The sequence below is a fragment of the Viridibacillus soli genome (genome assembly GCF_016612995.1).
GTDB classification, from domain to species: Bacteria; Bacillota; Bacilli; order Bacillales_A; family Planococcaceae; genus Viridibacillus; species Viridibacillus soli.
The window spans coordinates 139,612-160,581 of sequence record NZ_JAEOAH010000004.1; the positions used below are offsets into that span (position 1 = coordinate 139,612).

At 35.2% G+C, this 20,970-nt stretch carries 23 protein-coding genes; 14 read left to right on the forward strand and 9 right to left on the reverse strand.

The window, feature by feature from the left end; translation table 11 throughout:
* Nucleotides 1-618: 618 nt before the first annotated feature.
* From JFL43_RS04505 to phaQ, 3 genes are all read right to left on the reverse strand, one after another.
* A complete protein-coding gene (locus JFL43_RS04505) occupies nucleotides 619-981 on the reverse strand; it encodes a MaoC family dehydratase (RefSeq protein ID WP_100798244.1) in 363 nt (120 codons plus the stop codon).
* 94 nt (nucleotides 982-1,075) lie between these two features.
* Entirely contained in the window at nucleotides 1,076-1,579 is a 504-nt protein-coding gene (locus JFL43_RS04510; protein WP_200748114.1) for a hypothetical protein, read from the reverse strand.
* Nucleotides 1,580-1,658: 79 nt separating this feature from the next.
* Nucleotides 1,659-2,069, reverse strand: coding sequence for a poly-beta-hydroxybutyrate-responsive repressor (gene phaQ / locus JFL43_RS04515; protein WP_200748115.1), 411 nt, complete (start codon nucleotides 2,067-2,069; stop codon nucleotides 1,659-1,661).
* A 610-nt stretch (nucleotides 2,070-2,679) separates the two neighbouring features.
* Here phaQ and JFL43_RS04520 point away from each other — a divergent pair.
* From JFL43_RS04520 to phaC, 3 genes are all read left to right on the forward strand, one after another.
* Nucleotides 2,680-3,189 (forward strand): polyhydroxyalkanoate biosynthesis repressor PhaR, encoded by a 510-nt coding sequence (locus JFL43_RS04520; RefSeq protein ID WP_100797834.1) that lies wholly within the window; start codon nucleotides 2,680-2,682, stop codon nucleotides 3,187-3,189.
* Nucleotides 3,190-3,239: 50 nt separating this feature from the next.
* A complete protein-coding gene (gene fabG / locus JFL43_RS04525) occupies nucleotides 3,240-4,022 on the forward strand; it encodes a 3-oxoacyl-[acyl-carrier-protein] reductase (RefSeq protein WP_200748116.1) in 783 nt (260 codons plus the stop codon).
* Between the two features lie 64 nt (nucleotides 4,023-4,086).
* On the forward strand, nucleotides 4,087-5,175 hold the full coding sequence (gene phaC, locus JFL43_RS04530; RefSeq protein ID WP_200748117.1) for a class III poly(R)-hydroxyalkanoic acid synthase subunit PhaC: 1,089 nt from the start codon (nucleotides 4,087-4,089) through the stop codon (nucleotides 5,173-5,175).
* Between the two features lie 523 nt (nucleotides 5,176-5,698).
* Here the strand turns inward: phaC and JFL43_RS04535 are convergent.
* Together JFL43_RS04535 and JFL43_RS04540 are read right to left on the reverse strand one after the other, a co-directional pair.
* Nucleotides 5,699-5,938: a hypothetical protein gene (locus JFL43_RS04535; protein WP_100797831.1), complete on the reverse strand. Its 240-nt coding sequence runs from the start codon at nucleotides 5,936-5,938 to the stop codon at nucleotides 5,699-5,701.
* Nucleotides 5,939-5,957: 19 nt separating this feature from the next.
* Nucleotides 5,958-6,278 (reverse strand): ArsR/SmtB family transcription factor, encoded by a 321-nt coding sequence (locus JFL43_RS04540; RefSeq protein WP_200748118.1) that lies wholly within the window; start codon nucleotides 6,276-6,278, stop codon nucleotides 5,958-5,960.
* Nucleotides 6,279-6,611: 333 nt separating this feature from the next.
* Here JFL43_RS04540 and JFL43_RS04545 point away from each other — a divergent pair, with 333 nt between their 5' ends.
* The 3 genes from JFL43_RS04545 (at nucleotide 6,612) to JFL43_RS04555 (ending at nucleotide 9,557) form a co-directional block, all read left to right on the forward strand.
* The gene (locus JFL43_RS04545; RefSeq protein WP_200748119.1) at nucleotides 6,612-7,961 is read left to right on the forward strand and encodes an FAD-dependent oxidoreductase; all 1,350 of its coding nucleotides are present in this window, start codon (nucleotides 6,612-6,614) and stop codon (nucleotides 7,959-7,961) included.
* A 450-nt stretch (nucleotides 7,962-8,411) separates the two neighbouring features.
* Nucleotides 8,412-8,708 (forward strand): hypothetical protein, encoded by a 297-nt coding sequence (locus JFL43_RS04550; protein ID WP_200748120.1) that lies wholly within the window; start codon nucleotides 8,412-8,414, stop codon nucleotides 8,706-8,708.
* Nucleotides 8,709-9,140: 432 nt separating this feature from the next.
* Nucleotides 9,141-9,557 carry a VOC family protein gene (locus JFL43_RS04555; protein ID WP_200748121.1) on the forward strand — a complete coding sequence of 139 codons (417 nt, stop codon included), beginning with the start codon at nucleotides 9,141-9,143 and terminating at the stop codon, nucleotides 9,555-9,557.
* Between the two features lie 222 nt (nucleotides 9,558-9,779).
* Here the strand turns inward: JFL43_RS04555 and JFL43_RS04560 are convergent, their stop codons facing one another.
* Nucleotides 9,780-10,313 (reverse strand): GNAT family N-acetyltransferase, encoded by a 534-nt coding sequence (locus JFL43_RS04560; RefSeq protein WP_200748122.1) that lies wholly within the window; start codon nucleotides 10,311-10,313, stop codon nucleotides 9,780-9,782.
* 271 nt (nucleotides 10,314-10,584) lie between these two features.
* Between JFL43_RS04560 and JFL43_RS04565 the strand changes: the two genes are divergently transcribed.
* The 4 genes from JFL43_RS04565 (at nucleotide 10,585) to JFL43_RS04580 (ending at nucleotide 13,405) form a co-directional block, all read left to right on the forward strand.
* Nucleotides 10,585-10,785, forward strand: a complete 201-nt coding sequence (locus tag JFL43_RS04565; RefSeq protein WP_100797824.1) for a helix-turn-helix transcriptional regulator — start codon at nucleotides 10,585-10,587, stop codon at nucleotides 10,783-10,785.
* Between the two features lie 312 nt (nucleotides 10,786-11,097).
* A complete protein-coding gene (locus JFL43_RS04570) occupies nucleotides 11,098-11,976 on the forward strand; it encodes a helix-turn-helix transcriptional regulator (RefSeq protein WP_200748123.1) in 879 nt (292 codons plus the stop codon).
* Nucleotides 11,977-11,979: 3 nt separating this feature from the next.
* Complete coding sequence (locus tag JFL43_RS04575; protein ID WP_200748124.1) at nucleotides 11,980-12,252, forward strand: hypothetical protein; 273 nt, start codon at nucleotides 11,980-11,982, stop codon at nucleotides 12,250-12,252.
* A gap of 418 nt (nucleotides 12,253-12,670) precedes the next feature.
* Nucleotides 12,671-13,405 (forward strand): CPBP family intramembrane glutamic endopeptidase, encoded by a 735-nt coding sequence (locus JFL43_RS04580; RefSeq protein ID WP_234447591.1) that lies wholly within the window; start codon nucleotides 12,671-12,673, stop codon nucleotides 13,403-13,405.
* A 164-nt stretch (nucleotides 13,406-13,569) separates the two neighbouring features.
* Here JFL43_RS04580 and JFL43_RS04585 read toward each other — a convergent pair whose 3' ends face one another.
* The 3 genes from JFL43_RS04585 to JFL43_RS04595 all read right to left on the reverse strand — a co-directional run bounded on the left by JFL43_RS04585 (nucleotide 13,570) and on the right by JFL43_RS04595 (nucleotide 15,153).
* Entirely contained in the window at nucleotides 13,570-13,995 is a 426-nt protein-coding gene (locus JFL43_RS04585) for a DUF5367 family protein (protein WP_200748125.1), read from the reverse strand.
* Complete coding sequence (locus JFL43_RS04590) at nucleotides 13,992-14,579, reverse strand: TetR/AcrR family transcriptional regulator (protein ID WP_200748126.1); 588 nt, start codon at nucleotides 14,577-14,579, stop codon at nucleotides 13,992-13,994. Before JFL43_RS04590 ends, JFL43_RS04585 begins: the two co-directional genes overlap by 4 nt.
* Nucleotides 14,580-14,721: 142 nt before the next feature.
* Nucleotides 14,722-15,153 carry a hypothetical protein gene (locus tag JFL43_RS04595; RefSeq protein ID WP_200748127.1) on the reverse strand — a complete coding sequence of 144 codons (432 nt, stop codon included), beginning with the start codon at nucleotides 15,151-15,153 and terminating at the stop codon, nucleotides 14,722-14,724.
* A 120-nt stretch (nucleotides 15,154-15,273) separates the two neighbouring features.
* On the opposite strand from JFL43_RS04595, the gene JFL43_RS04600 reads away from it, so the two are divergent.
* The 4 genes from JFL43_RS04600 to JFL43_RS04615 all read left to right on the forward strand — a co-directional run bounded on the left by JFL43_RS04600 (nucleotide 15,274) and on the right by JFL43_RS04615 (nucleotide 20,882).
* The gene (locus tag JFL43_RS04600; protein ID WP_200748128.1) at nucleotides 15,274-16,497 is read left to right on the forward strand and encodes a GNAT family N-acetyltransferase; all 1,224 of its coding nucleotides are present in this window, start codon (nucleotides 15,274-15,276) and stop codon (nucleotides 16,495-16,497) included.
* Nucleotides 16,498-16,799: 302 nt separating this feature from the next.
* Complete coding sequence (locus JFL43_RS04605) at nucleotides 16,800-18,356, forward strand: Vga family ABC-F type ribosomal protection protein (protein WP_200748129.1); 1,557 nt, start codon at nucleotides 16,800-16,802, stop codon at nucleotides 18,354-18,356.
* A gap of 866 nt (nucleotides 18,357-19,222) precedes the next feature.
* Complete coding sequence (gene cspC, locus JFL43_RS04610) at nucleotides 19,223-19,423, forward strand: cold shock protein CspC (RefSeq protein WP_010331195.1); 201 nt, start codon at nucleotides 19,223-19,225, stop codon at nucleotides 19,421-19,423.
* A gap of 292 nt (nucleotides 19,424-19,715) precedes the next feature.
* Entirely contained in the window at nucleotides 19,716-20,882 is a 1,167-nt protein-coding gene (locus JFL43_RS04615) for an endonuclease Q family protein (RefSeq protein ID WP_200748130.1), read from the forward strand.
* The last annotated feature ends 88 nt before the right edge of the window (nucleotides 20,883-20,970 follow it).

Consider the following 20,970-nt stretch of genomic DNA (forward strand, 5'->3'; position numbering starts at 1 on the left):
ATCCAGAAGGGTTAATTAAAGTATTATCATTGTTAGGTGTAAAAAATAGTGATGCAATTTTTCAGGTGTGTAGATTAGGGGAATATTAGGTTGTTATTTACCGTTAAAATGGTTTTTTATGTTCGATAAAAAAATGTAGTAACTAATATTGAATTGTAGCGGAGGGTGCTCGACTCCTGCGGGAAATGCAAGCGAACCGAGACCCTGCACGGAGCGTAGCGAAGGAAGCCGCTCGGTGCTTGCCCGCGGAAAGCGAGCATCCCGTAGCGGAAATCAACCTACGACTTTAATAGTTATGGTTAAAATTGGTTAATCAACACGCCCGGCAATTTTTATTGGGAATAGTGATGCAGATACATGTGCAGGAATTTAAGCCAATGTTTTTACAGTTGGAGTTCAATGGTTGCCTAATTATCAAACATCGGAATTTACTATGAAACCTAATGTTATTTTAAAAAATAGGTGATCTTAATAAGTCATAAACGGTTCTAATGTCCAACGAAAAAAAGTATAATGCTTAGAATTGTCACAAGATAGTGCAATGCTATAACTCAATACCAACACAAAAGTAGACGTTGTTCCTGCTTAAACTAGGAACGAACGTCTACTTTTGCTTAATCATTTCATGACAATTGCTTCTCCATCTACGACAATTTCATCCAATTGATTTTTGACAATTGTACGGAGACGAATTATTTTTTTTCGGTCTTTTTTCTCCAAGACTTCAACTTCTGCTGTTATGGTGTCACCGAATTTGACAGGTGCTTTAAAATCCACTTTTTGTGACAGATAAATCGTATCCGTTCCCGGGAGTTTCGTCCCTAGAACGGCTGAGATGAATCCCGCTGTTAGAATTCCATGTACGATTCGTTCCTTAAACACGGTTTGACTCGCATATTCAGAATTCACATGGACCGGGTTAAAATCACCCGTAATTCCTGCAAATTGATAGACATCTGATTCAGAAATGGTTTTCGTCATACTAGCCTTATCACCTATGTGAATATCTTCATAGTTTGGCACTTACAACACCTCCAAATTCATCCTGTAGTAAGGATTTAAATCGTTAAGGAATTTAAGCTTTGGTCTGATTTACGATGCCTTTATGAGTTTGCTTCATTTGCTCAGTCAGCTCTTCTATTTTTTTGAAATTTTCACTACGATCTTTTTGCTGATAATCCAGCGCTTTTTTCATAGTCGCTTCTAATTGGTTTTGTGATTCGATGAACAAGTCCAACATAGCATGGCTTGGATTCCAAGAAAGCATTTGGACTCTTTCTGTGATGTCTTGAATGTTGTTCAACCAATCGGAAACTTGTTCACTTTGTTTGAAACTACTTTGCTTCACGTTGCTTTGTACTTTCTCGTTCCAGTCCTTTGTAACTTTTTTAGACTCTTCTTCGATCGTACTCAATGTCTTTACTGAAGAGTCGAGCAGTTCCTTTTGGTTAGAAAATGCCTGAAGTGCTTTTTGCTGCACATCCTCTTGGAAACTTTGCACTGTTTTAAGATTGTTAAGCCAACCGTCCCACATCAAGTCCACCGGGTTTACGGGCTGTGTCTCTTGTACTTTCGTCATCAATAATTCCTCCTTTAACATAGTTCCCTAAATTCATGAAATGTATAATGAATGCAAAGTTTTGCATAACATCCTGGCATTAATCGTTGTCTTCCTTCGTTTGAGAAGAAGATTTATAAGGGGAGAAAAACGGATTATATAAATTGAAAAACTGATCCAACATTTTTTGATAATGGCTCAGTGATCCCGCCCATACCTCCAAATACTGTTCACCGGCTTCGGTAATTGAATAAATGCGTTTTGCAGGACCGCCTGACGAAACGTCCCATTCGGAGGAAACCAAAGCATCTTTTTCAAGTTGTCGTAGCATACGGTAAAAATTTCCTTGATCAACTGATTCGATTCCAAATTGCGCAATCTTCTCCATTAATTCATAGCCATGGCTATTCCAATCGCGTAAATGTAACAACATAATTGGTATAAGGAAATTTTTAGGTGTACCCATATTTGTTGTTTTGCTTTTTTTCGTTTGTTCTTGTTTGGATTCCAAGTTTAGCCACCTACCTAGTTTAAAAATACTTATACATGTAAATTACACCTATATGTTTATAATGTCAAGTAAAGGAAATTAAGGTAAATTATTTTAAAATACCATCAAATTATTCCATAAACCCAAAAATCGTTTTATGATTTAACTCAAAATAAGTAATGATTGTATGTATTTAGTGCTACATCGTTATCTTAAACAATTAATTTAATGAAAAATAAAAATGTACCTTTACAAAAAATTGTAAAGTGGCAGTGACCAAACAACCTAAAGTACCAATTTACGGAGGTGCATTTTCATAGATAAACAGTTTGAACTGCTTCACTATCATAACTATAAAACAGTTGTTTATGTAAGAGAGGGTTGCCGGACCATTTATCAGGTTCATATTCAGCTTATATGACTAAGAAGGGAAATACTAATCATCAATTTACTTATATTCCATTTTATGTTTGTTCACGAAATGGACATTTTTGTTTTGAAAATGGTTAAGAAACTCTTTTTTTAATATCCTTTTTAAGGGATTTTTAGTATTTTTGGTGTGGTTAATTCTGTAATAAAAAAGGTAATTTATGCTATAATTGGATAAGTAATTAAAAGGAGGTGATTTCTAATGACGCAAAAAACCCCATTTGAACCTTTTACGATGTGGAAGGATATGTATGAAAAAACTGAAAAGGCTTGGCATGATGTCATTCAGGATACGCTTGGAAAAGAATCTTTCTCTGAAGGATTAGGGCAAATTCAATACAGTTATTTACAATACCATGAATTGGTTAATAACTTGACTGAAGCCTATTTTAAACAAGCAAATATTCCAACACGTGATGAAATCGCAAATGTCGCTTCGCTTGTCATCAATTTAGAAGGAAAGATCGATAATATGGATGATCAATTATATGAAAATAGTGAAACGATGAATAAAGATATTAACCAATTGAAGCGCACTGTTAGTAACTTGGATAAAAAATTCGACAAGGTGTTGGAGGCTTTAGCAACGCTTGAGAAAAAAATCCAAACAGGAGATGCCATGGTTGTAACGGAAACCGCAAATATACAACCAGAGGCAAAGTCAGCAACACAATCGACACAAGTAAAACCTGCAACAGATACAAAGAAATAATGATTGATTCTCATTTTTATATCATTTAAGAATTAGGAGTGAATTAAATTATGGTACATTTGCAGCCAAACGTTTTAGAAAGAACAAATTATGTAAAGCCACTTGAAGGAAAAGTTGCGGTTGTCACAGGTGGATCACGTGGCATTGGTGCGGAGATCGCGAAGGTGTTAGCAAGAAATGGAGCACGAGTTGCGATTAACTATCAAAATAGTTCGGATAAAGCGAATGCCATCGTCAATGAAATTGAACAAGAAGGTGGCACTTCATTTGCATTCAAGGCAGATGTAATGGTGGCGGATAATGTCCATAAATTTATTGAGGAAGTCTTAGAACGCTACGGCAAAATTGACATACTTATCAATAATGCTGGAATTACAAGAGACAGAACATTCCGGAAAATGAAATTAGAAGAATGGGAAGAAGTAATTGATGTCAATTTAAATAGTGTATTTAAGACGACATCTGAAGTAATCAATCATATGCTTGAACAGAAATCTGGCCGAATTATCAACATCAGTTCAATAATAGGTCAAGCCGGCGGATTCGGCCAGACAAATTATGCTGCTTCTAAAGCTGGATTACTAGGATTTACGAAATCACTAGCGCTAGAGACGGCAAAGAATGGTATTACAGTGAATGCTATTTGTCCTGGTTTCATCGAAACAGAGATGGTTGCTGCGATGCCGGAAGATGTGAAAGACTCTATTATTGCCAAAGTGCCAATGCGACGTTTAGGTCAAACCGATGAAGTGGCGGATACGGTTTTATTCCTTATAAACTCGAGCTATATTACCGGTCAGGAAATAAATGTAAATGGTGGCTTGTATATGTGACAAATGGAAAGGGCTTCCTAGAGAAGCTCTTTTTATAAGTGGACGATATTGTAGGAGGGATCGCATGATGAATGTTGGTACGAAAGAATTAGAAGATTGGATCAACCATTTGCAAGGAGATTCTAAGAATAGCTTTAATCGCTTCAAACGTTTGACAGAAGTGATAACGACTGAACCTGAACCTCAAGTTGGCCAGACACCAAAAGAGGTAATCTGGACAAAAAACAAAACAAAACTATATCGTTATCAACCTGCAATGAAGAAAACGAATAAAGTTCCGATTCTCATGATTTATGCACTGATCAATAAACCCTATATATTGGATCTTTATCCGGGCAACAGCTTAATCGAGCATTTGACTAATCAGGGGCATGATGTTTACTTATTAGATTGGGGCACAGCTGGCTATGAAGACCGAAATATGAAACTAGACGATTATATATTAGATTATATACCGCGTGCTGTAAAAAAAGTGCTTCAGACTTCTGGGGCGAAAGAAATCTCTCTTTTAGGCTATTGCATGGGAGGTACAATGACGGCTATTTTCACTGCACTACATCCGCAATTGCCAATTCGAAATCTTATTTTAATGACGAGTCCAATTGATTTTGAAGATGCTGGACACTATTCAAATTGGTTAGATAAACGATACTTCCATTTAGATAAATTGGTTGATACGCTTGGTAATGTACCTTTTGAAATGATTGATTATGGCAATAAACTGCTAAGTCCAATTTCGAATGTATATGGACCATACATCAGCCTAGCAGATCGTGTAGATAATGAAAATTTCGTATTAAACTGGAAGCTCATGCAAAAATGGCTCAACGATGGGATTCCGTTCCCAGGTGAATCATACAGACAGTGGATTGGAGAATTTTATCAAGAAAATAAATTAATCAGAGATGAACTCTATATTCGCGGACACAAAGTCGAACTATCCAACATTAAAGCCAATCTGTTAAATATTTCAGCATCACGTGATAATATTGTTCTACCGCAACAGATTGAGCCGCTCAATGATAAAGTTTCCAGCAAAAATAAAACACTACACCGCGTAGATACCGGTCATGTATCTGTTGTAGCGGGACGAAAAGCAATTAACGAAATCCATCCGTTCATTGAAAACTGGTTGCGCGAAGCATCCGTGTAACGATGTTGGTTCCAGTAGTCAAGCTCGCAGAAATAGACACTAAAATAATTGTGCATTAAGTACATTTAAAATCCATAGTCAGAAAGACAGATGGTGATTGTTGCCCAGTCTTTTCTGGCTACTTTTTTTTGAGGTCATCCACTTATAACGGCAACTTTCTTTAATACACTTTTGGCATTACATTGCCTGTCTACATAAGCAGCTTACAAGATTAATTGATCACTTTTTGATGCTTTTGACAAATAATCAATAACTGACACCTGAGGAAGACTTACAGCAATAGAAAAAATGGAGAACGGTTTGAGTTATTAGGCAAATTACATGATGAAAATTTTGATCCCAAAATATCAAAAGAAATAATGGTTGAATTGAGATATAGGATTTATACTCTGGATATTTTGAGGACTATCCTAACGCGCTTAACTTTTGTTTAGGGGGTAATTACACTGTTATTAAACGAATGGGCAGAAATGGCTGAAATAAAAAAACGAATACAACAAGTTTGCTGTACTCGTCTTTTATGTTAATCAACTTCTTTTAGCATTTTTTCAATAACGTTTAAGCGTTCATTGAGATCGTCTATACGTTTTTGTAATAACACTGTATTTTCCCTTTCTAGTTGTAATTTTTCGTTTGCACGTTTTTCACTACGTTTAAAAGCCTTATAGGTAACAAAAATAATGATGATAGGGATAATCGCAAAACCTAACGTGAATACTGTTACAATAATATCCCCCAAGTTAAAAACTGTTGTTTCACTCATTGTAAGAATCCCCTTTGTGTTAGTTTTTCTTTTTCATCGTTAATGAAGGTGCGAGTGCGTGAATCATTTGTTCATTGATTTCAAATTGAACCGGATTAAGCATATAGTATTTGGCTGCTTTTCCACTTTCTAAAATTTCCATATCACTTGAAACAAGCTTAGCCTCCTCTAACTTTTGTAAGTGAAGATAAAGAAGTGGTCTACTAATGCCTAATTCTCTCGCAAGCTGGCTTACATATTGCTTCCCTTCTGAAAGTACAGCAATAATTTTCAAACGTTGCTGATTTGATAAAGCTTCAAGGACAAGAAGTAATTCATCTCCAGAATTAAAATATATCATATGTAATGATTTTATTACAGGTAATGAATGGCGTCAACTTTTTTTCTATTAGGAGCTTTACTTCAAGAAAATGCATCTTGCCATTATGCTAAAATGAAATAGCTATTTTCTTGAAGAATTTTAGGGGTGATTCATGAAAAATAAGCTAACGACAGCTGAGGGAGTACACAAAGCAATGTTCCAAGAAATCAGGGTATAAAATCATTTTTTTCTTAATCGATTTTTAAGCTAGATCTCAAATAAATTCCCAATATCATTAAATATATGTCTTTCTCAAAGGTATTGCATAGTATGTTAAATATACGCTAAATCATTTGAGAAAGGAGTTATATTTTGGAGAGGACAAAGCTTACAGGGCGAATTGTTACCCCTGAAGATTCTGAATATGAACAGGCAAGAATAAATAACAATTTAAGCATTCCAAAATTCCCGAGTAAAATTGTATTCTGTCAAAAAACTAAAGATGTATTAAATGCATTGAGGTGGGTAAGGGAAAATAACGAAGCATTCCGGATACGAAGTGGTCGGCATAGCTATGAAAATTATTCATTAGTCAATGGTGGTCTAATTATTGATGTCAGTGAAATGGATAAAATTACGATTGACCATAAAGGCATGACGGCAAGAATAGAAGCCGGTGCTGGAATAGGCAAAGTATATAAAAAGTTATGGAAATATGGCATGACCATTCCAGCAGGAACCGAAAGCAGTGTGGGTATTGTTGGTCTTACACTCGGTGGAGGAATAGGGATGTTAACACGACCATTCGGACTTACTTGTGATAATCTGATTGAAATCGAAATGGTAAGAGCAAGTGGACATAAAGGTGCAGAACTAATTAAAGCAAACAAGAATGAAAATAGTGATCTATTTTGGGCTTGTCGTGGGGGCGGTGGCGGAAACTTTGGTATTGTCACTTCCCTAACATTTAAACTGCACAATATTTCAAATGTATCTCTCTTCTCAGTTTCATGGAAGTGGAAGGATTTCGAGGCTGCCTTTGATGCATGGCAAAATTGGGCACCTCAAACGGATGAAAATTTAACTACACAAATTGAATTAAAATCAAAAGAAGCGGGCGAAATCATTTCTCAAGGGATATTTGTTGGATCTGCATCCAAGTTAAAGAAACTGCTACGGCCCATAACGACTGCCGGCTCACCAACAAGTGTATGGGTAAAGGAAGTTCCATACATTGAAGCTGTGAGATTCTTTGACGTACCAAGTGGAAACCAACCAGCACTTCGTAAGAGATCAGGCTCTTTTATTGAAAAACCTTTCCCACCTAAAGCAATCAATAGGATGAAGCATTTATTAGCAAATGCTCCAAATCGAAATTCGAGTATTTGGCATCAATCTCTTGGCGGTACAGTAAGCAAGATTACCTCACATGACACGGCTTACTATTATAGGGACGCCATCATTGCCCAGGAGTACCTTACTACATGGGAAAGTTCTGAAGAAGAAAAGCAAAATATTAGGTGGATAGAAGAATTAAGAAATACATTGTCATCTTTCACAACTGGTGACTATGTGAATTTCCCGGATCAGTATATTAAAAATTGGCCAATAGCATACTATGGAAAAAATTTTAACAGGCTTCGAGAAGTGAAAACAAAATATGATTCATTCAATCTATTTAAATTCCCTCAAAGTATCCCTCCCTATAATAGATGGATTTAATTAGTGAATAATTAAAGCGTTCAATAAAAGACAGAAGGGCATTTCCGAACCTTATCTTGTGTAGATAAGGTTTTTCTTGAATTTAGTAGAAAACTGTTTACATTTATTGGCGAATTATTTTATGCATTTATGAGAGTGAGAAAGACATTTCAGTAGAGAATAGAAGTAGATAAGCAACAAACAACCCTACTTCAGCAACAAACCGACTAAGTTAAGCAACAATCACCCCAACTTCAGCAACAAACCCACCAATTTGAGCAACAAACAACTAAATTTGCATGAATATCGATAAAAAGCTAACCTTAAATGAAGGAAGACTGCGTGCTTGCATTTGCAACAGTATTTACAGCAAAATCGATATTCAAATGAATTTAACTGGCTAATAAAATCAAAGAGTTCCTATTTGAAGTAGCACGAAACAAATCAATTGAACTGGTTGGAAATGGTCGGATGAAGCGTTTGATGACGGGTGATGAAAAGTTACTGGAGAAAGCGCAAAAGATGGTTACCGCATTTGTTGAAGATAAATTACGCTATCCGTCTTCCACATTGTCTCTCTTGTCTGTTGAGCTAGCAACTTTTGCAAATGCTCGTGAAGTGCATATGCAGGGAGCAGAAGCTGAAGAAGTGGTTAGAGAACTGCAAACAACATACAGATCACATGATGTCTGGATGCAAGAGCACATATTAGATTGTCAACTTTCCGTGCAAATTTGCCAACTGAACTGCATAATGTGGATGAAGTGAAAAAGCACTCGGGAAAATAAGAAAAGTGAGGAAAAGGATGTAGCTAAAATACATCCTTTTTTATTTTCTGATATCTGGTAAAGTTAGATTAAAACTAGAGGTGTTTAACAATGGAGTTTTTCACATTCTTTATACTAGCGCCATTATTTGGGGCATTATGCATAGACAATATGCTAAAATTCATGAAAAATCTTCAACATAAAAAAAGTACGCACAATGCGAGGATTTTGGCTATGGTGTTTATGTTTTTATGTATTTTATCATTAGCATTTGGTGTGGTTGCTTTCTGTTTGGATAGTCGTTTTTAATATGGAAATATAATATCATTGATCAAAATAATCAGAAGGAATAGGGAGAGATTGACAGATCAATATATGGAGGAAACGAGTTGGACTGCACTTTTATTAGCAATAGGAGGGAAGGAGAAATCGTATGGAAAAAATGTTGTTAATGTCACACTGTGTCTTTCCGACCGCGGATATATTAAAAACTGCAAATTACTATGAACAAAAAATGGGGTTTAATGCCGAACATTATATGGACTCAGAAGAACCTCATATTTGTTTATATCGTGATTCAACCGAAATTATTTTAACATCGTCAATCGGACAAGAAGTAATTCCAAATAGAAATTTATATGGTTATGGATATGATGCATACTTCATTACAGACAATCAAGAAGTACTTCAAGAAGAATTCCGTAACGCCGGTGTGAAAATAGTACGTGCATTATCTAATACTGATTATAATAATAAAGAATTTGTGATTGAAGATATTGATGGCAGATGGATAGGATTTGGAATAAAAAAAGCTTTAAAAAATTGGGTCTTCACCATAACATGTACTTGACGAAATAGTTGTCTATTTCTCCATCTTGTCAATCTCTTTGTTTTTAAGAAATTGCTGAGAATCCACAGTATCTTGAGATGATTGTAATTTTAACAAGAACAGATTTTGGTATTGAACCAAAAAATTGTACTCTTCATTTAAAAATGGTTTTTAGATGAAGAAGAAACCTGGAAAAAGGACAGCAAACATGTCCTTTTTATTTTGATGAATTAGAGTCTACTGTTAAAATCTGCTTTTCAATAAGGAATACATATTCGTATCATAAGGATCGCCATTTTGATACATATAGTTCTTTAAAATACCTTCTTTTTCGAATCCTAATTTTGTTAATAATGTATTAGATGCTTTATTTTCAATAAAAACCACCGCTCCAATACGAGTTAAATCTAGAACGTTAAAGCCATAGGATACAACTTCAGTAACCGCTTCCGATGCATAGCCCTTACCCCAGAAATCGGGATGAAGATCGTAGCCTATTTCTGCTCTTTTATGCATTGAAGACCAAGCGTTAAATCCGATTGTTCCTATTAACCCAGCGTGATGTTTTAATTCAATTCCCCATCTAATACCGCGTTTATCTTGATAATTTTTCGCAAATGCATTAACTAATTGTTCTGCTTGTTCAATATTTGTCAATGCTTCCATACCGTAATAACGAATAACGTCATTTCTTGAAAAGTAATCGAAAATTGCAGGTTTATCATCTTTTATGATTTCTCTTAAGACTAGTCTTTCTGTTTCTAAAATTGGAAACAATTTTTCCATCCCCTTTAAATATAATGATGACATGAAGCGGCTTCTAATAATATATTCTCATTAAATACAATAATAGTAAATAATTCATTTAGTTGGATTGTGGAAAATATGTAAAGAGAAAACGCCATATTAAAATTTCTAGACAAGGGGTATAGCTGTATTTATAGTGACGTGAATAATTTTATATATAAGAGTTAAGTGAACTTGACTTCAATTAAGGTGTCAAGTAGACTTGGTGTAAAGTTAACTTTACTCGAAAGATGGAGCGAAAATGAAAAATAACATTAAAGCATTTCGAGCTAAATATAATTATACGCAAGATGATTTGGCGGAAAAATTAGAAGTATCTAGACAAACCATTATTTCGTTGGAGAAGGAACGATACAATCCTTCAATTACTTTAGCTTTTAAGATTTCTCGACTATTCAACTGTTCAATTGAAGATGTTTTTATTTATGAAGAGGAAAAGTAATGGAAGACATGTTATCTTACTTGATAGGTGCAGCAGTTGCTCAAAGTAAAAACTAAAGAATATAAAAGTAAGTTAAATTGCAAAATTTGAGGTGCCTCTAAGTCATTAAATGGACTTAAGAGGCATTTTTTCGTTAAGAAATAGGCACAAGCGTTAAATTATGGATTATGATTTTGGTGCGGCTCTGAAATATATTTCCAAATAATGTATAATGAAGGCGGAGAGTTTTTCCACAAGCAGGCAGTTATATTTAGCAATATTTATCAAAAAAACTTTCTCAATATTCGGTATGATGATTACGAGGTGAGCAAGATGTATTACAGCGAAGTAACGCAAAAAACAATTTCTTATATCGAAAGCAATCTGACGGAAGAAATTCAACTTGATACTTTCCCTTCTGTTATCGGTTATTCGAAATATCATTTATTGCGGATTTTTAAACAAGAAACAGGGAAGTCCATTGGGGAATATATTCGTTTACGTCGAACAGCAATGGCTGCAACGCTTCTATTGCACACAGATGAATCAATATTAACGATTGCTTTCCTACTTCAATTTCAATCTCAAGAGGCGTTTACAAGAGCATTTAAAGAAGTGTATGACTTGCCACCTGGGAAATATCGAAAGTTAATGCAAGCAGTACGAATGATAGAGGAGGAGAAGACAATGAATACAAGCGAACAAATTAAAGGGTGGAGCTTAAGTGGCTCTAATCCAGAGTTGTATGACTTTGTAGTAGACGGGGATGTATTTCACACAGGGACAAAATCAGGGTTACTTTTTGCAAAAGGTGAAGCAAACGTACAGCAGTTTGCAACAATCATGCAAGGTTTCCAAGCACATGATTACAAAGGAAAACGATTAAAGCTTTCGTGCTTTTTAAAAACAGAAAACGTTACAAAATGCGGTGCATGGCTTCGAATTGATAACAATTCTGGCGATACCATCCAATTTGATAATATGGATAATCGCGCCATTAAAGAAACAACAGATTGGAATCACTATTCAATTATTTTAGATGTTCCAGAAGAAAGTGCCTCCATTCACTTTGGCGTTCTACTTATTGGTACTGGGAAAGTATGGGCAGATGGCTTTCGTTTTGAAGAAGTGAACGAAAAAGTAGCTACGACAAATATGCTTTCACAGGAGCATTTTCCAAAACAACCAAGTAATTTAGATTTTAGTGAGTGATACATGTTCCTATTTGAATTGATTGTAGAGTTATTAGTTGAATTGTACGTATCTCTCGGCTACGGAACGAATGAATATAAAATAAACAGCAAAGTAGAAAAATTGGCGAAGGACTATCCTGAAGTATCAATATATTACGGGAAATACCAAACTTTTATCGAAAAGGATAAAGAATTAAGTGAAGCATTACTTCGTCTAAACGTAAAAGATAGAGTGGATCCAAAATATGTTGTAGAGCTGATTCAAATGAAAATAAGTCGTTTAGAATTGGTGTGAATTGTAGGTTTGGAGTACGTTTGTTGAACATTCGACATTCGAAATAACTGAAGCGAAAATAGGCTTGGTTCTATCACGATAGAACCAAGCCTATTTTTAATTTCGCTTTAAATCAACATCTAAGTTTATTGGAGCTTCTCCCTTTTGGCTTGCTATTAATTGTTTCCGTAATTTTATGGGTTTGTACGTACTTGTTATTAAATAAAGAGGATTTGAAAAGAGAGTAGCTGTGTATCTTTCACTTAATTATTAAGATAGATCTCAAATTATACGTTGATAAGGCTGTTTTAAAGATAGAAGAATATCGGAAAAGGGGGCATCTAAGTGAAAAGAATCATCTTTGGGATGAATACTCTGCCAATCTAATTTCATAAAATGTACCGATCTAAGAAAATTAGCTGAGAAAGGAATTAACAAATTGAATAAAAAAATCGTCTTTAAAGTCATTGGCTTAGAATTGCTCCTAATGTTCTTTTATGCATTAAATGGCGCCTATGCAACGATTACGGAACCTTCTATCCAGTATTTGCAATTTGTCATGCTTATACCATTAGCGTTAGGTCTCTTCTTATTTATAGCTTACAAAAAGAAATGGAGAAATTACTTTTTTGTAAAGGTAAATATCAATAAAGAAAATCTTTTATTATACTCACCGCTTCTTCTCGTATTATGTATCATTCTATTTAGCACTAATGGCTTAAATTCTGAGTCTTTCTCTAATTTAATCGCCATGTTCATAATGCAGTTATTTATCGTTGGATTTATCGAGGAAACGATTTTTAGAGGAATGATGCTGAGAATAGTATCGGCAAAGGGTACTTTTACAGCAGTTTGGATTTCTAGCATACTTTTCGGAGTGACACATTCTCTGCAGTTAATAGGAGGGCAATCGCTTTCGGACACGATTATCCAAATTTTATATGCGTTTGTTGTAGGACTTGTTTTAGCTTTGCTAGTGATGGATGGGCATTCGATTATTATTACGATACTGTTCCATTGCTTTAATAACTTTTTCAACTTTATGGGGAATGTTGAAAGTTCAATAACATCAGCTTATATAATCTTTTTTGTTTTATTAGTGTATATGATTTTCCTATGGAGACGAGTAAAGAAGAAAGATACGCAACTCCGGCAACTCCATCTAATTAGTTAGTGATTATCCGCAAATAAACAAAATGCCAAGGCTGCTTATACAGCTCTTGGCATTTTTGAGGGTTAAGAAATAATATTGTATTATATATTTGTGCAAGATACTAGGTACGTATAATGTTGCATTTTCCAGATTCTAGAGATTATTGGATATAGGAAAACAGTTCATTAGGAAAGATTTGCTTGAATGCGATGATTCTTTCTTTTCCTAAGTTTATAAATTAAAGTTGGAATGAGTAAATATAAAGCGTAAGCAAAAGACATCCAAGCAGCAAAAGCAATAACTTGTGAATCATCTAGTTCTGGGAAAATAAAATGATGATTAGATAAAGAAAATGTATCTAATATTAAACCGATAGTTGTTCCAACCAATCCGAATTTAAGTGGTGAATTGTCTGATTTATCAAATAGCAAATACAAACATGTAACACCAACTAATAAAAATCCCGTTCCAACTAAAAGTAAAAATAAGCTTATTACAAATGAATTTGTTCCAGGACTGAAGAGAACATGTTCTCCAAAATAAATGAAAAATACTGTAACAAAGACCCATATTAAAATACCCCATAATGCTGTTTTGAAGTATTCTTTCATTTGCCATCCCCCAAATTAGTTAATCGATCTAGCCCAATAATCAATTGTTCAAGCTCTTCAAAAGTATTTTCTATTGAGCAATTTTTTGATACCAATGCTTGTAGAGCTAATCCGTCTACAATAGCGTTTAAAAAAACACCCCATGTTTCAATTGAGACTCCTTCAATAGGTGATTTAGTCCATAATTTTAATATGCTTTTGGAAAGAGCTTCATTTTCTTGCATCAGAATATTTCCAAGTTGCTCTCTTATTTTGTCATTATTAAAACCGGTAACAACTAATGTTAAAAATAATTTATGAAAAAATGAATCATGAGAACAGCGACTTTTAGCGGAAATTATCGCTTGGCTTATGACATCCTCGTTGATTTGCGATAATTCTTTCCAAGAGCCATCACAAATATCCTTAACAACTTCTAATAGCAATTGTTCCTTTGTTCGAAAATGATAATATATAGTACCTTGTGTCACCATTGCTACATCTGCAACTGCTCGTAAAGTAAATTTTTCTATTCCTTTTTCAACTAAACATTCCTTTGCAGCTGTAATTAAATCCTCTTTTTTAATAACATTTGGTTTAGCCATTTACTCACCTCGCATTTAGTTATTCAACTAACTAACTAATTTTAAATAAATATTACCATTTATGTATATTTAACTCAAGTGTAATTCGTTTTATAATATAAACAAAATGCCAAGGCTACAATATGTAGCTCTTGGCATTTTTCTATTTAAACCGTCTTGAAATAATGATGATTATCAATCCTAAAATGATAAATCCAGCTGAAATAGGAAAAAAGAGCTCTCTTATCGTGTTGAGTAAAGTTGACTGTTGCTCGTGCCTCATAACCGCTTTTAAAAACTGGTCATCCTTTACTTGAACGGCAATTGCTTGATCCGTACTAATTTCATTAATAGAGAAGTATTTAGTTCCTTTTTTATACGTATTCGAAAAGTTCCCACCAAGTGGTTCCATATCTGAATAACTCGTGACATGTCCAATTTCTTTGTCTACTTCAGTGACAAGTTCATCCGTTACTTCATAAACATAGCCGTCCCACGTAACGAGTGAATATCCCCATTTAGTAGCAGAGGAATGATTGGGTATGGTCATTAAACAAATGAAGATAAAGAGAGTAATAATCTTTTTTAATTTCAAAAAAATTCCTCCTTAAGGGATTTTTCCTAGTTTAACATAATATAATGTGAAAATTAGAACAAAATGAAGTAAACTTGGTTATATTTTAAATAAGAATTGAAGAGATAAGGGGGCTTTGAAATGGGAAGGTCCAAAGAATTAGTCATGCGGGAAATTCCACAGTCAGAAATTGCTCAGTCGATAGAGCTATTAAATTATGTGTTTCAAATTTCATTATCTATAAATAAGGACCGGTTATTTGTTAATGCCAAAAGTAAGCAGTTTGATGAGGGGCTAGCGCTGGCTTGGTTTGACAGAGAACAACTTGTCGCGCAAATCTTAAATTTGCCGTTTCAAGTGAATATTCATGGCACCATTTATGAAATGGGTGGCATGACTGCGGTGGGTACATATCCGGAATATTCGAGGCATGGGTTAATGCATGACTTAATGGTTGAGAGTATGATGCGAATGCGTGAAGAGGGACGATATATCGCGTATTTATTTCCATATTCGATTCCTTATTATCGCAAAAAGGGCTTTGAAATTATGAGTGATATTCTAGAATATCAAGTGAAGGATACGCAGCTACCTTACTATAGAGATATACCTGGACAAGTAAGACGTATAAAGGATGACTTTTCGGATCTTCGCGATGTTTATAATAGATATGCAAGCAACGTACACGGTGCAATGGTGCGGAATGCTATTGCTTGGAATGAGAAATTTCAAGAATCCTACTGGGAAGAGAAGTTTGAAGGTAGTGATACAAAATTACAAGCAGCCGTATATTATGACGATGATGGATTAGCACTTGGCTATATGTTTTACCGGATTATGGAGGAGAATTTTTATATCGATGAGCTCGTCTATTTGAAAGAGGTTGCACGAAAGGCACTATGGAATTTTGTACATGCTCATAGCTCAATGGTCTATAATGTGTTCGGCAAAACTTCGGGTAATGAGGCCATTGCTTTCTTAATGGAAGATAGTGAGATCAAACAAAATGTCTCGCCTTACTTTATGGCAAGAATTATTGACGTCGAAAAGTTTCTCGAGCGTTTTCCTTTTACAAAGGCTTCCTTCCATATTCGACTAGCAATCACAGACTCACTTCTTGAATGGAATCATGGTACATTTGAAATTACTGCTCAAGCTGGTGAAGTAATGGTAGCAAAAATATGTAAGGAAATTGAGCCAGGTACAGTCAAGATGACGGTTCAAACTTTCGTTACGATGTTCCTAGGGTATAAGCGTCCAACGTATTTGCATAGTATAGAAAGATTAAAAGGTGGCGTAGCATCAGTTTCCTTACTTGAGGGCATCATTCCAAATGCAGTGCCAAGTTTTATCGATTATTTTTAGATTACAAATGGACATTTTGAGTAAAATTTTGTATATTAAGACTAACTAAAAACGAAAGGGTGACCCAATTACATGAAGTACTAATCCTATTTTTTCGAAAGCTAAGAATGAATCGTATTTAAAATTCAGAGGAATTACTCTGTTTTTTCAAAATGCCTTCATTCCTGTGTTTTCAGAATAGGATTGTCATTCATGTGTTGGACAAAAAAGAGAGGACTCTTTTTTCAGTGCACCCATGTCTCCTATTCTGATTGTAATAGGGGGCATTTTTTTTGCCCCGATACATGAGGGGAGAGATTATTATGATGTTATTAGAAGCTAGCAAGTTGCAGTATTCAGTCAAGGATAGAGAAATTTTGAACATAGAAAAGTTACAAATCAACGACCAAGACCGCATTGGCTTAATTGGTGGGAATGGTTGTGGGAAAACGACTTTGCTTGAAGTGTTAGCAGGGATCAAAGAACCAGAGAGCGGGCATGTGAAAACTTACAGTACGTTGGAACTTATGCCGCAGTTAAAGGAATCGACGTCAACTAAAAGCGGTGGGGAAGTAACAAAGGCATATATACAAGGAACGTTATCAAAAAATGCCCGCCTACTATTAACAGATGAACCAACGACCCATTTAGATACGCATCATGTGGAATGGCTTGAAGGGGAGCTATTAAAAAAGGGAGGAGCATTCGTAATCGTGTCTCATGACCGTGCCTTTTTAGATGCAGTTTGTACGAAAATATGGGAGCTTGAAAATGGCATTTTAAAAGAGTATAAAGGGAATTACTCCGACTATGCTGAACAAAAGAAAATAGAGAAAAAACAGCAGGAAGCATCTTATGAAAAATATGAACGAAAGAAAAAACAATTAGAAGACGCCTTAGTTTTAAAAGAAAAGAAAGCAGCAAAAGCAACAAAAGTTCCGAAAACGGTAAGTCGATCGGAAGCGTCCATTACTGGAGCAAAACCGTATTTCGCAAAAAAACAAAAGAAATTACAAAAAACGGCTAAGGCGATTGAAACGAGATTAGAGCAACTTGAAAAAGTGGAGAAAGTAAGAGAATCGGCAGCGATTAAAATGGCGTTACCAAACGGCGAAACAGTGAAAGGGAAAATTACTATTCGAGTTGAAGGTGTTGAAGGTCGAATCGGAGGGCGTATGCTTTGGCAGAAAAGCAACTTCCAAATTCGTGGAGGAGATAAACTCGCAATTACAGGGAATAATGGTAGTGGAAAAACAACTTTATTGAAGAAAATCCTCCAACAAGAAAAAGGAGTTACGATCTCACCTGCAGTGAAAGTCGGTTATTTTAGTCAGAACTTGCATGTACTAAATGTTGAGAAATCCATTTTAGAAAATGTGAGTGAAAAGTCTATACAAGATGAGACGTTTATAAGAACCGTGCTAGCAAGGCTCCACTTTAAAAGAGAAGATGTGTATAAAAAAGTAGCTATACTTAGTGGAGGCGAGCGGGTAAAGGTAGCACTTGCCAGAATTTTCGTTAGCGATGTTAATACGTTGATATTAGATGAACCGACTAATTTTCTAGATATAGGGGCAGTTGAAGCATTTGAATCACTCTTAAAAGAATATGAAGGAACGATTATTTTCGTCTCACATGATCGACGTTTTGTAGAAAATATTTCAACTCGCCAGTTAGTGATTGAAAATAAGCAAATTCAATTATTTGAAGGACCCTTAAAAGAAAGAGCGCAGGAAAAGGAAAAGCCTGATAGCAAAGAAAATGAATTACTAATATTAAATTTAAAGATTTCTGAAGTGTTAGGCCGACTCAGCATAGAGCCTAATCAGAAACTAGAGAGTGAATTTCAACGGTTAGTGGAAGCGAAACGTAACTTATAAAGAAGAACCTCAAAAAGGATAATGGGATTCCTTTTTGAGGTTTTATTTGTAGATATCAGGTGTGTTCATCAACCAATTTAAACTATTACTATTAAAGTGGTAGGTTGATTTCCGCTACGGGATGCTCGCTTTCCGCGGTCAAGCACCGAGCGGCTTCCTCCGCTACAATCAAAAAAAAGTAGTAACATACGTTAGTATTGCACATAAAAAAACCATTTTAACGGTAAATAACATCCTAATATTCCCCTAATCAACACACCTGTGTAGATATTTTATTTGAAGTTGATTTTGGTGTATATCTGTAATGAAATAATTACAAATAGAACCTGAAAATCTACATATGTAAAAGAAAATGTTAGCAGATATGAATGAACGTATCATAAATATAGAAAGAATGCTTAAAGAAGTGGAATAATTTTCAACAGATTCTTATGGACGTATGAAATTGGTATGATAAAGAAGGAAAAAACCATACTATATTTGCAGAAGTTTTCAACTAAGGAATGCTGAAATAGTAGGATTTCAAAATGTTTATACACAGATAAAGTCTCAAAATACAGGAAATAACTTTTAAAAGAGGAATATTTTAATTTATTTTAAAAATTTTTAAATAAAGTAATTTTTGATGAAAAGGCTGCTGTATCAATGTTTGTGCGTTTATAAAACTTAGAAAAGCACGGTGGAATTTAGTTATTTTGATTTTTATTCGTTACAACGCTTGCTTATCTTAAATATGCATGGTATTATGAAGTTAGTTATTTTTGTTCGGTGCAAAGGGCAGTATAAGTTTGACTTGTCGTCTGGACCATCACTTTGGACAAGGATAGTAATACAATGTGTGGATATCACACTAGGAGGCAACAATAATGGAACAAGGTACAGTGAAATGGTTTAACGCAGAAAAAGGTTTTGGATTTATCGAACGCGAAAACGGAGATGACGTATTCGTACACTTCTCAGCAATCCAAAGTGAAGGATTCAAATCTTTAGACGAAGGTCAAAAAGTTACTTTCGACGTTGAGCAAGGCGCTCGTGGCGCTCAAGCTGCTAACGTTCAAAAAGCTTAATTTGAACTAGCTGTCGAAAAATCGACTCTTTAATTAGAGTCGGTTTTTTTATTGTCTTTTTTATTATCCATAGTATGGATTGCAATGGTGCATTTACTAGATAGCTCACAAATCGATATTACGAGCTTTAGAGCATTTCTGGTTGCTCCAGCTAGCATATGTATAATATGTATGAGATAAGTGAAACATATGAATACCGTAAAAAATGGCAAATTCAACGAATTCTTTTGTCTGTAAAAAAGCGATTCCAATTGCAGAATGAAAAACCTAACTAAAAAGGGGGTGAAAATCAGTGAGGGAATTTTACGCAGATTTACATATTCATATCGGTCGAACAAAAAGTGGTAGGCCGGTTAAAATTACAGGTAGTAAAAGATTAACATTACATCGTATTTTGGAAGCCGCTAGTGAGCGGAAGGGCATTGATTTGATTGGGATCATTGACTGTCATTCTCCGGAAGTAATCGAGGAAATTGAAGAGCTGATTCAACTTGGTGAGGTGGAAGAAATTGAGGATGGTGGCTTGCGTTTTGAGCAAACAACTTTGATTCCTGGGGCTGAAATTGAAATTTATGATGAGCATTGTCACGGACCGATTCATGTTCTCGCTTATTTTCCTACAATTAAAATTATGAAGTCTTTTTCGAAGTGGATGAGTGGCTATGTGAAGAATATTAATTTAAGCTCTCAACGTATATATTGTGATGGCATTACGCTTCAAAATAAGGTGAAATCGCTTGGTGGTTTGTTTATCCCTGCCCATGTTTTTACTCCTTTTAAAAGTCTTTATGGGAAAGGTGTTCTATCGAGCTTAAGTGAGGTGTTTGATCCGGACGGTATCGATGCAATAGAACTTGGCTTAAGCTCTGATACGTATATGGTAAGGGGCATAAGAGAATTGCAGCAGTATACCTTTTTAACAAATTCAGATGCTCATTCAGTAGGCAAAATTGCAAGGGAATACCAAAAAATGAGGCTTGATCATGCGAGTTTTAATGAATTGCAAAAAGCCCTTCAAGAACAAGATGGACGTGCTGTTATTGCTAATTATGGCTTGAATCCATTGCTAGGTAAATACCATCAAACGGTTTGTGGCGGCTGTGCAGTGCAAGTAAATGATGGTATCACGGAATGTCCTGTCTGTCATGGGCACCATATTATTAAAGGTGTTGCAACGAGAATTAAAGAGTTATCCGAAGAAGGGGAGAACTTGCGCTCGCGCCCACCGTATATTCATCAAGTTCCTCTCGATTTCATTCCAGGGCTTGGTCCGAAATCGTTAGAAAAATTGCTACTTGCAGTTGGTACAGAGATGAATATTTTACATAAGGCATCTTATAAAGAGCTAGCTGAAGTAGTGCCCGAAAAATTAGTGAATTATATTGATCAGGCTCGAAAAGGGGAATTATTAATAGAAGTTGGCGGCGGAGGGAAGTATGGCAAGGTGCAAAAAGAGTGATCGTAACTATATTTTTACAGAGTAAAGCTTTCGACCAATGGATTAGCCATTTATCGAAAGCTTTTTTGTTGTTAAGGAAATTAAAAAC

Coding starts and splice junctions, on each gene's coding strand:
- JFL43_RS04505 (WP_100798244.1), bottom strand. CDS start 981: ATGACGAAAACCATTTCTGAATCAGATGTCTATCAATTTGCAGGAATT.
- JFL43_RS04510 (WP_200748114.1), bottom strand. CDS start 1,579: ATGACGAAAGTACAAGAGACACAGCCCGTAAACCCGGTGGACTTGATG.
- JFL43_RS04520 (WP_100797834.1), top strand. CDS start 2,680: ATGACGCAAAAAACCCCATTTGAACCTTTTACGATGTGGAAGGATATG.
- fabG (WP_200748116.1), top strand. CDS start 3,240: ATGGTACATTTGCAGCCAAACGTTTTAGAAAGAACAAATTATGTAAAG.
- phaC (WP_200748117.1), top strand. CDS start 4,087: ATGATGAATGTTGGTACGAAAGAATTAGAAGATTGGATCAACCATTTG.
- JFL43_RS04535 (WP_100797831.1), bottom strand. CDS start 5,938: ATGAGTGAAACAACAGTTTTTAACTTGGGGGATATTATTGTAACAGTA.
- JFL43_RS04540 (WP_200748118.1), bottom strand. CDS start 6,278: ATGATATATTTTAATTCTGGAGATGAATTACTTCTTGTCCTTGAAGCT.
- JFL43_RS04550 (WP_200748120.1), top strand. CDS start 8,412: ATGAAGCGTTTGATGACGGGTGATGAAAAGTTACTGGAGAAAGCGCAA.
- JFL43_RS04555 (WP_200748121.1), top strand. CDS start 9,141: ATGGAAAAAATGTTGTTAATGTCACACTGTGTCTTTCCGACCGCGGAT.
- JFL43_RS04565 (WP_100797824.1), top strand. CDS start 10,585: ATGAAAAATAACATTAAAGCATTTCGAGCTAAATATAATTATACGCAA.
- JFL43_RS04570 (WP_200748123.1), top strand. CDS start 11,098: ATGTATTACAGCGAAGTAACGCAAAAAACAATTTCTTATATCGAAAGC.
- JFL43_RS04575 (WP_200748124.1), top strand. CDS start 11,980: ATGTTCCTATTTGAATTGATTGTAGAGTTATTAGTTGAATTGTACGTA.
- JFL43_RS04585 (WP_200748125.1), bottom strand. CDS start 13,995: ATGAAAGAATACTTCAAAACAGCATTATGGGGTATTTTAATATGGGTC.
- JFL43_RS04590 (WP_200748126.1), bottom strand. CDS start 14,579: ATGGCTAAACCAAATGTTATTAAAAAAGAGGATTTAATTACAGCTGCA.
- JFL43_RS04600 (WP_200748128.1), top strand. CDS start 15,274: ATGGGAAGGTCCAAAGAATTAGTCATGCGGGAAATTCCACAGTCAGAA.
- JFL43_RS04605 (WP_200748129.1), top strand. CDS start 16,800: ATGATGTTATTAGAAGCTAGCAAGTTGCAGTATTCAGTCAAGGATAGA.
- cspC (WP_010331195.1), top strand. CDS start 19,223: ATGGAACAAGGTACAGTGAAATGGTTTAACGCAGAAAAAGGTTTTGGA.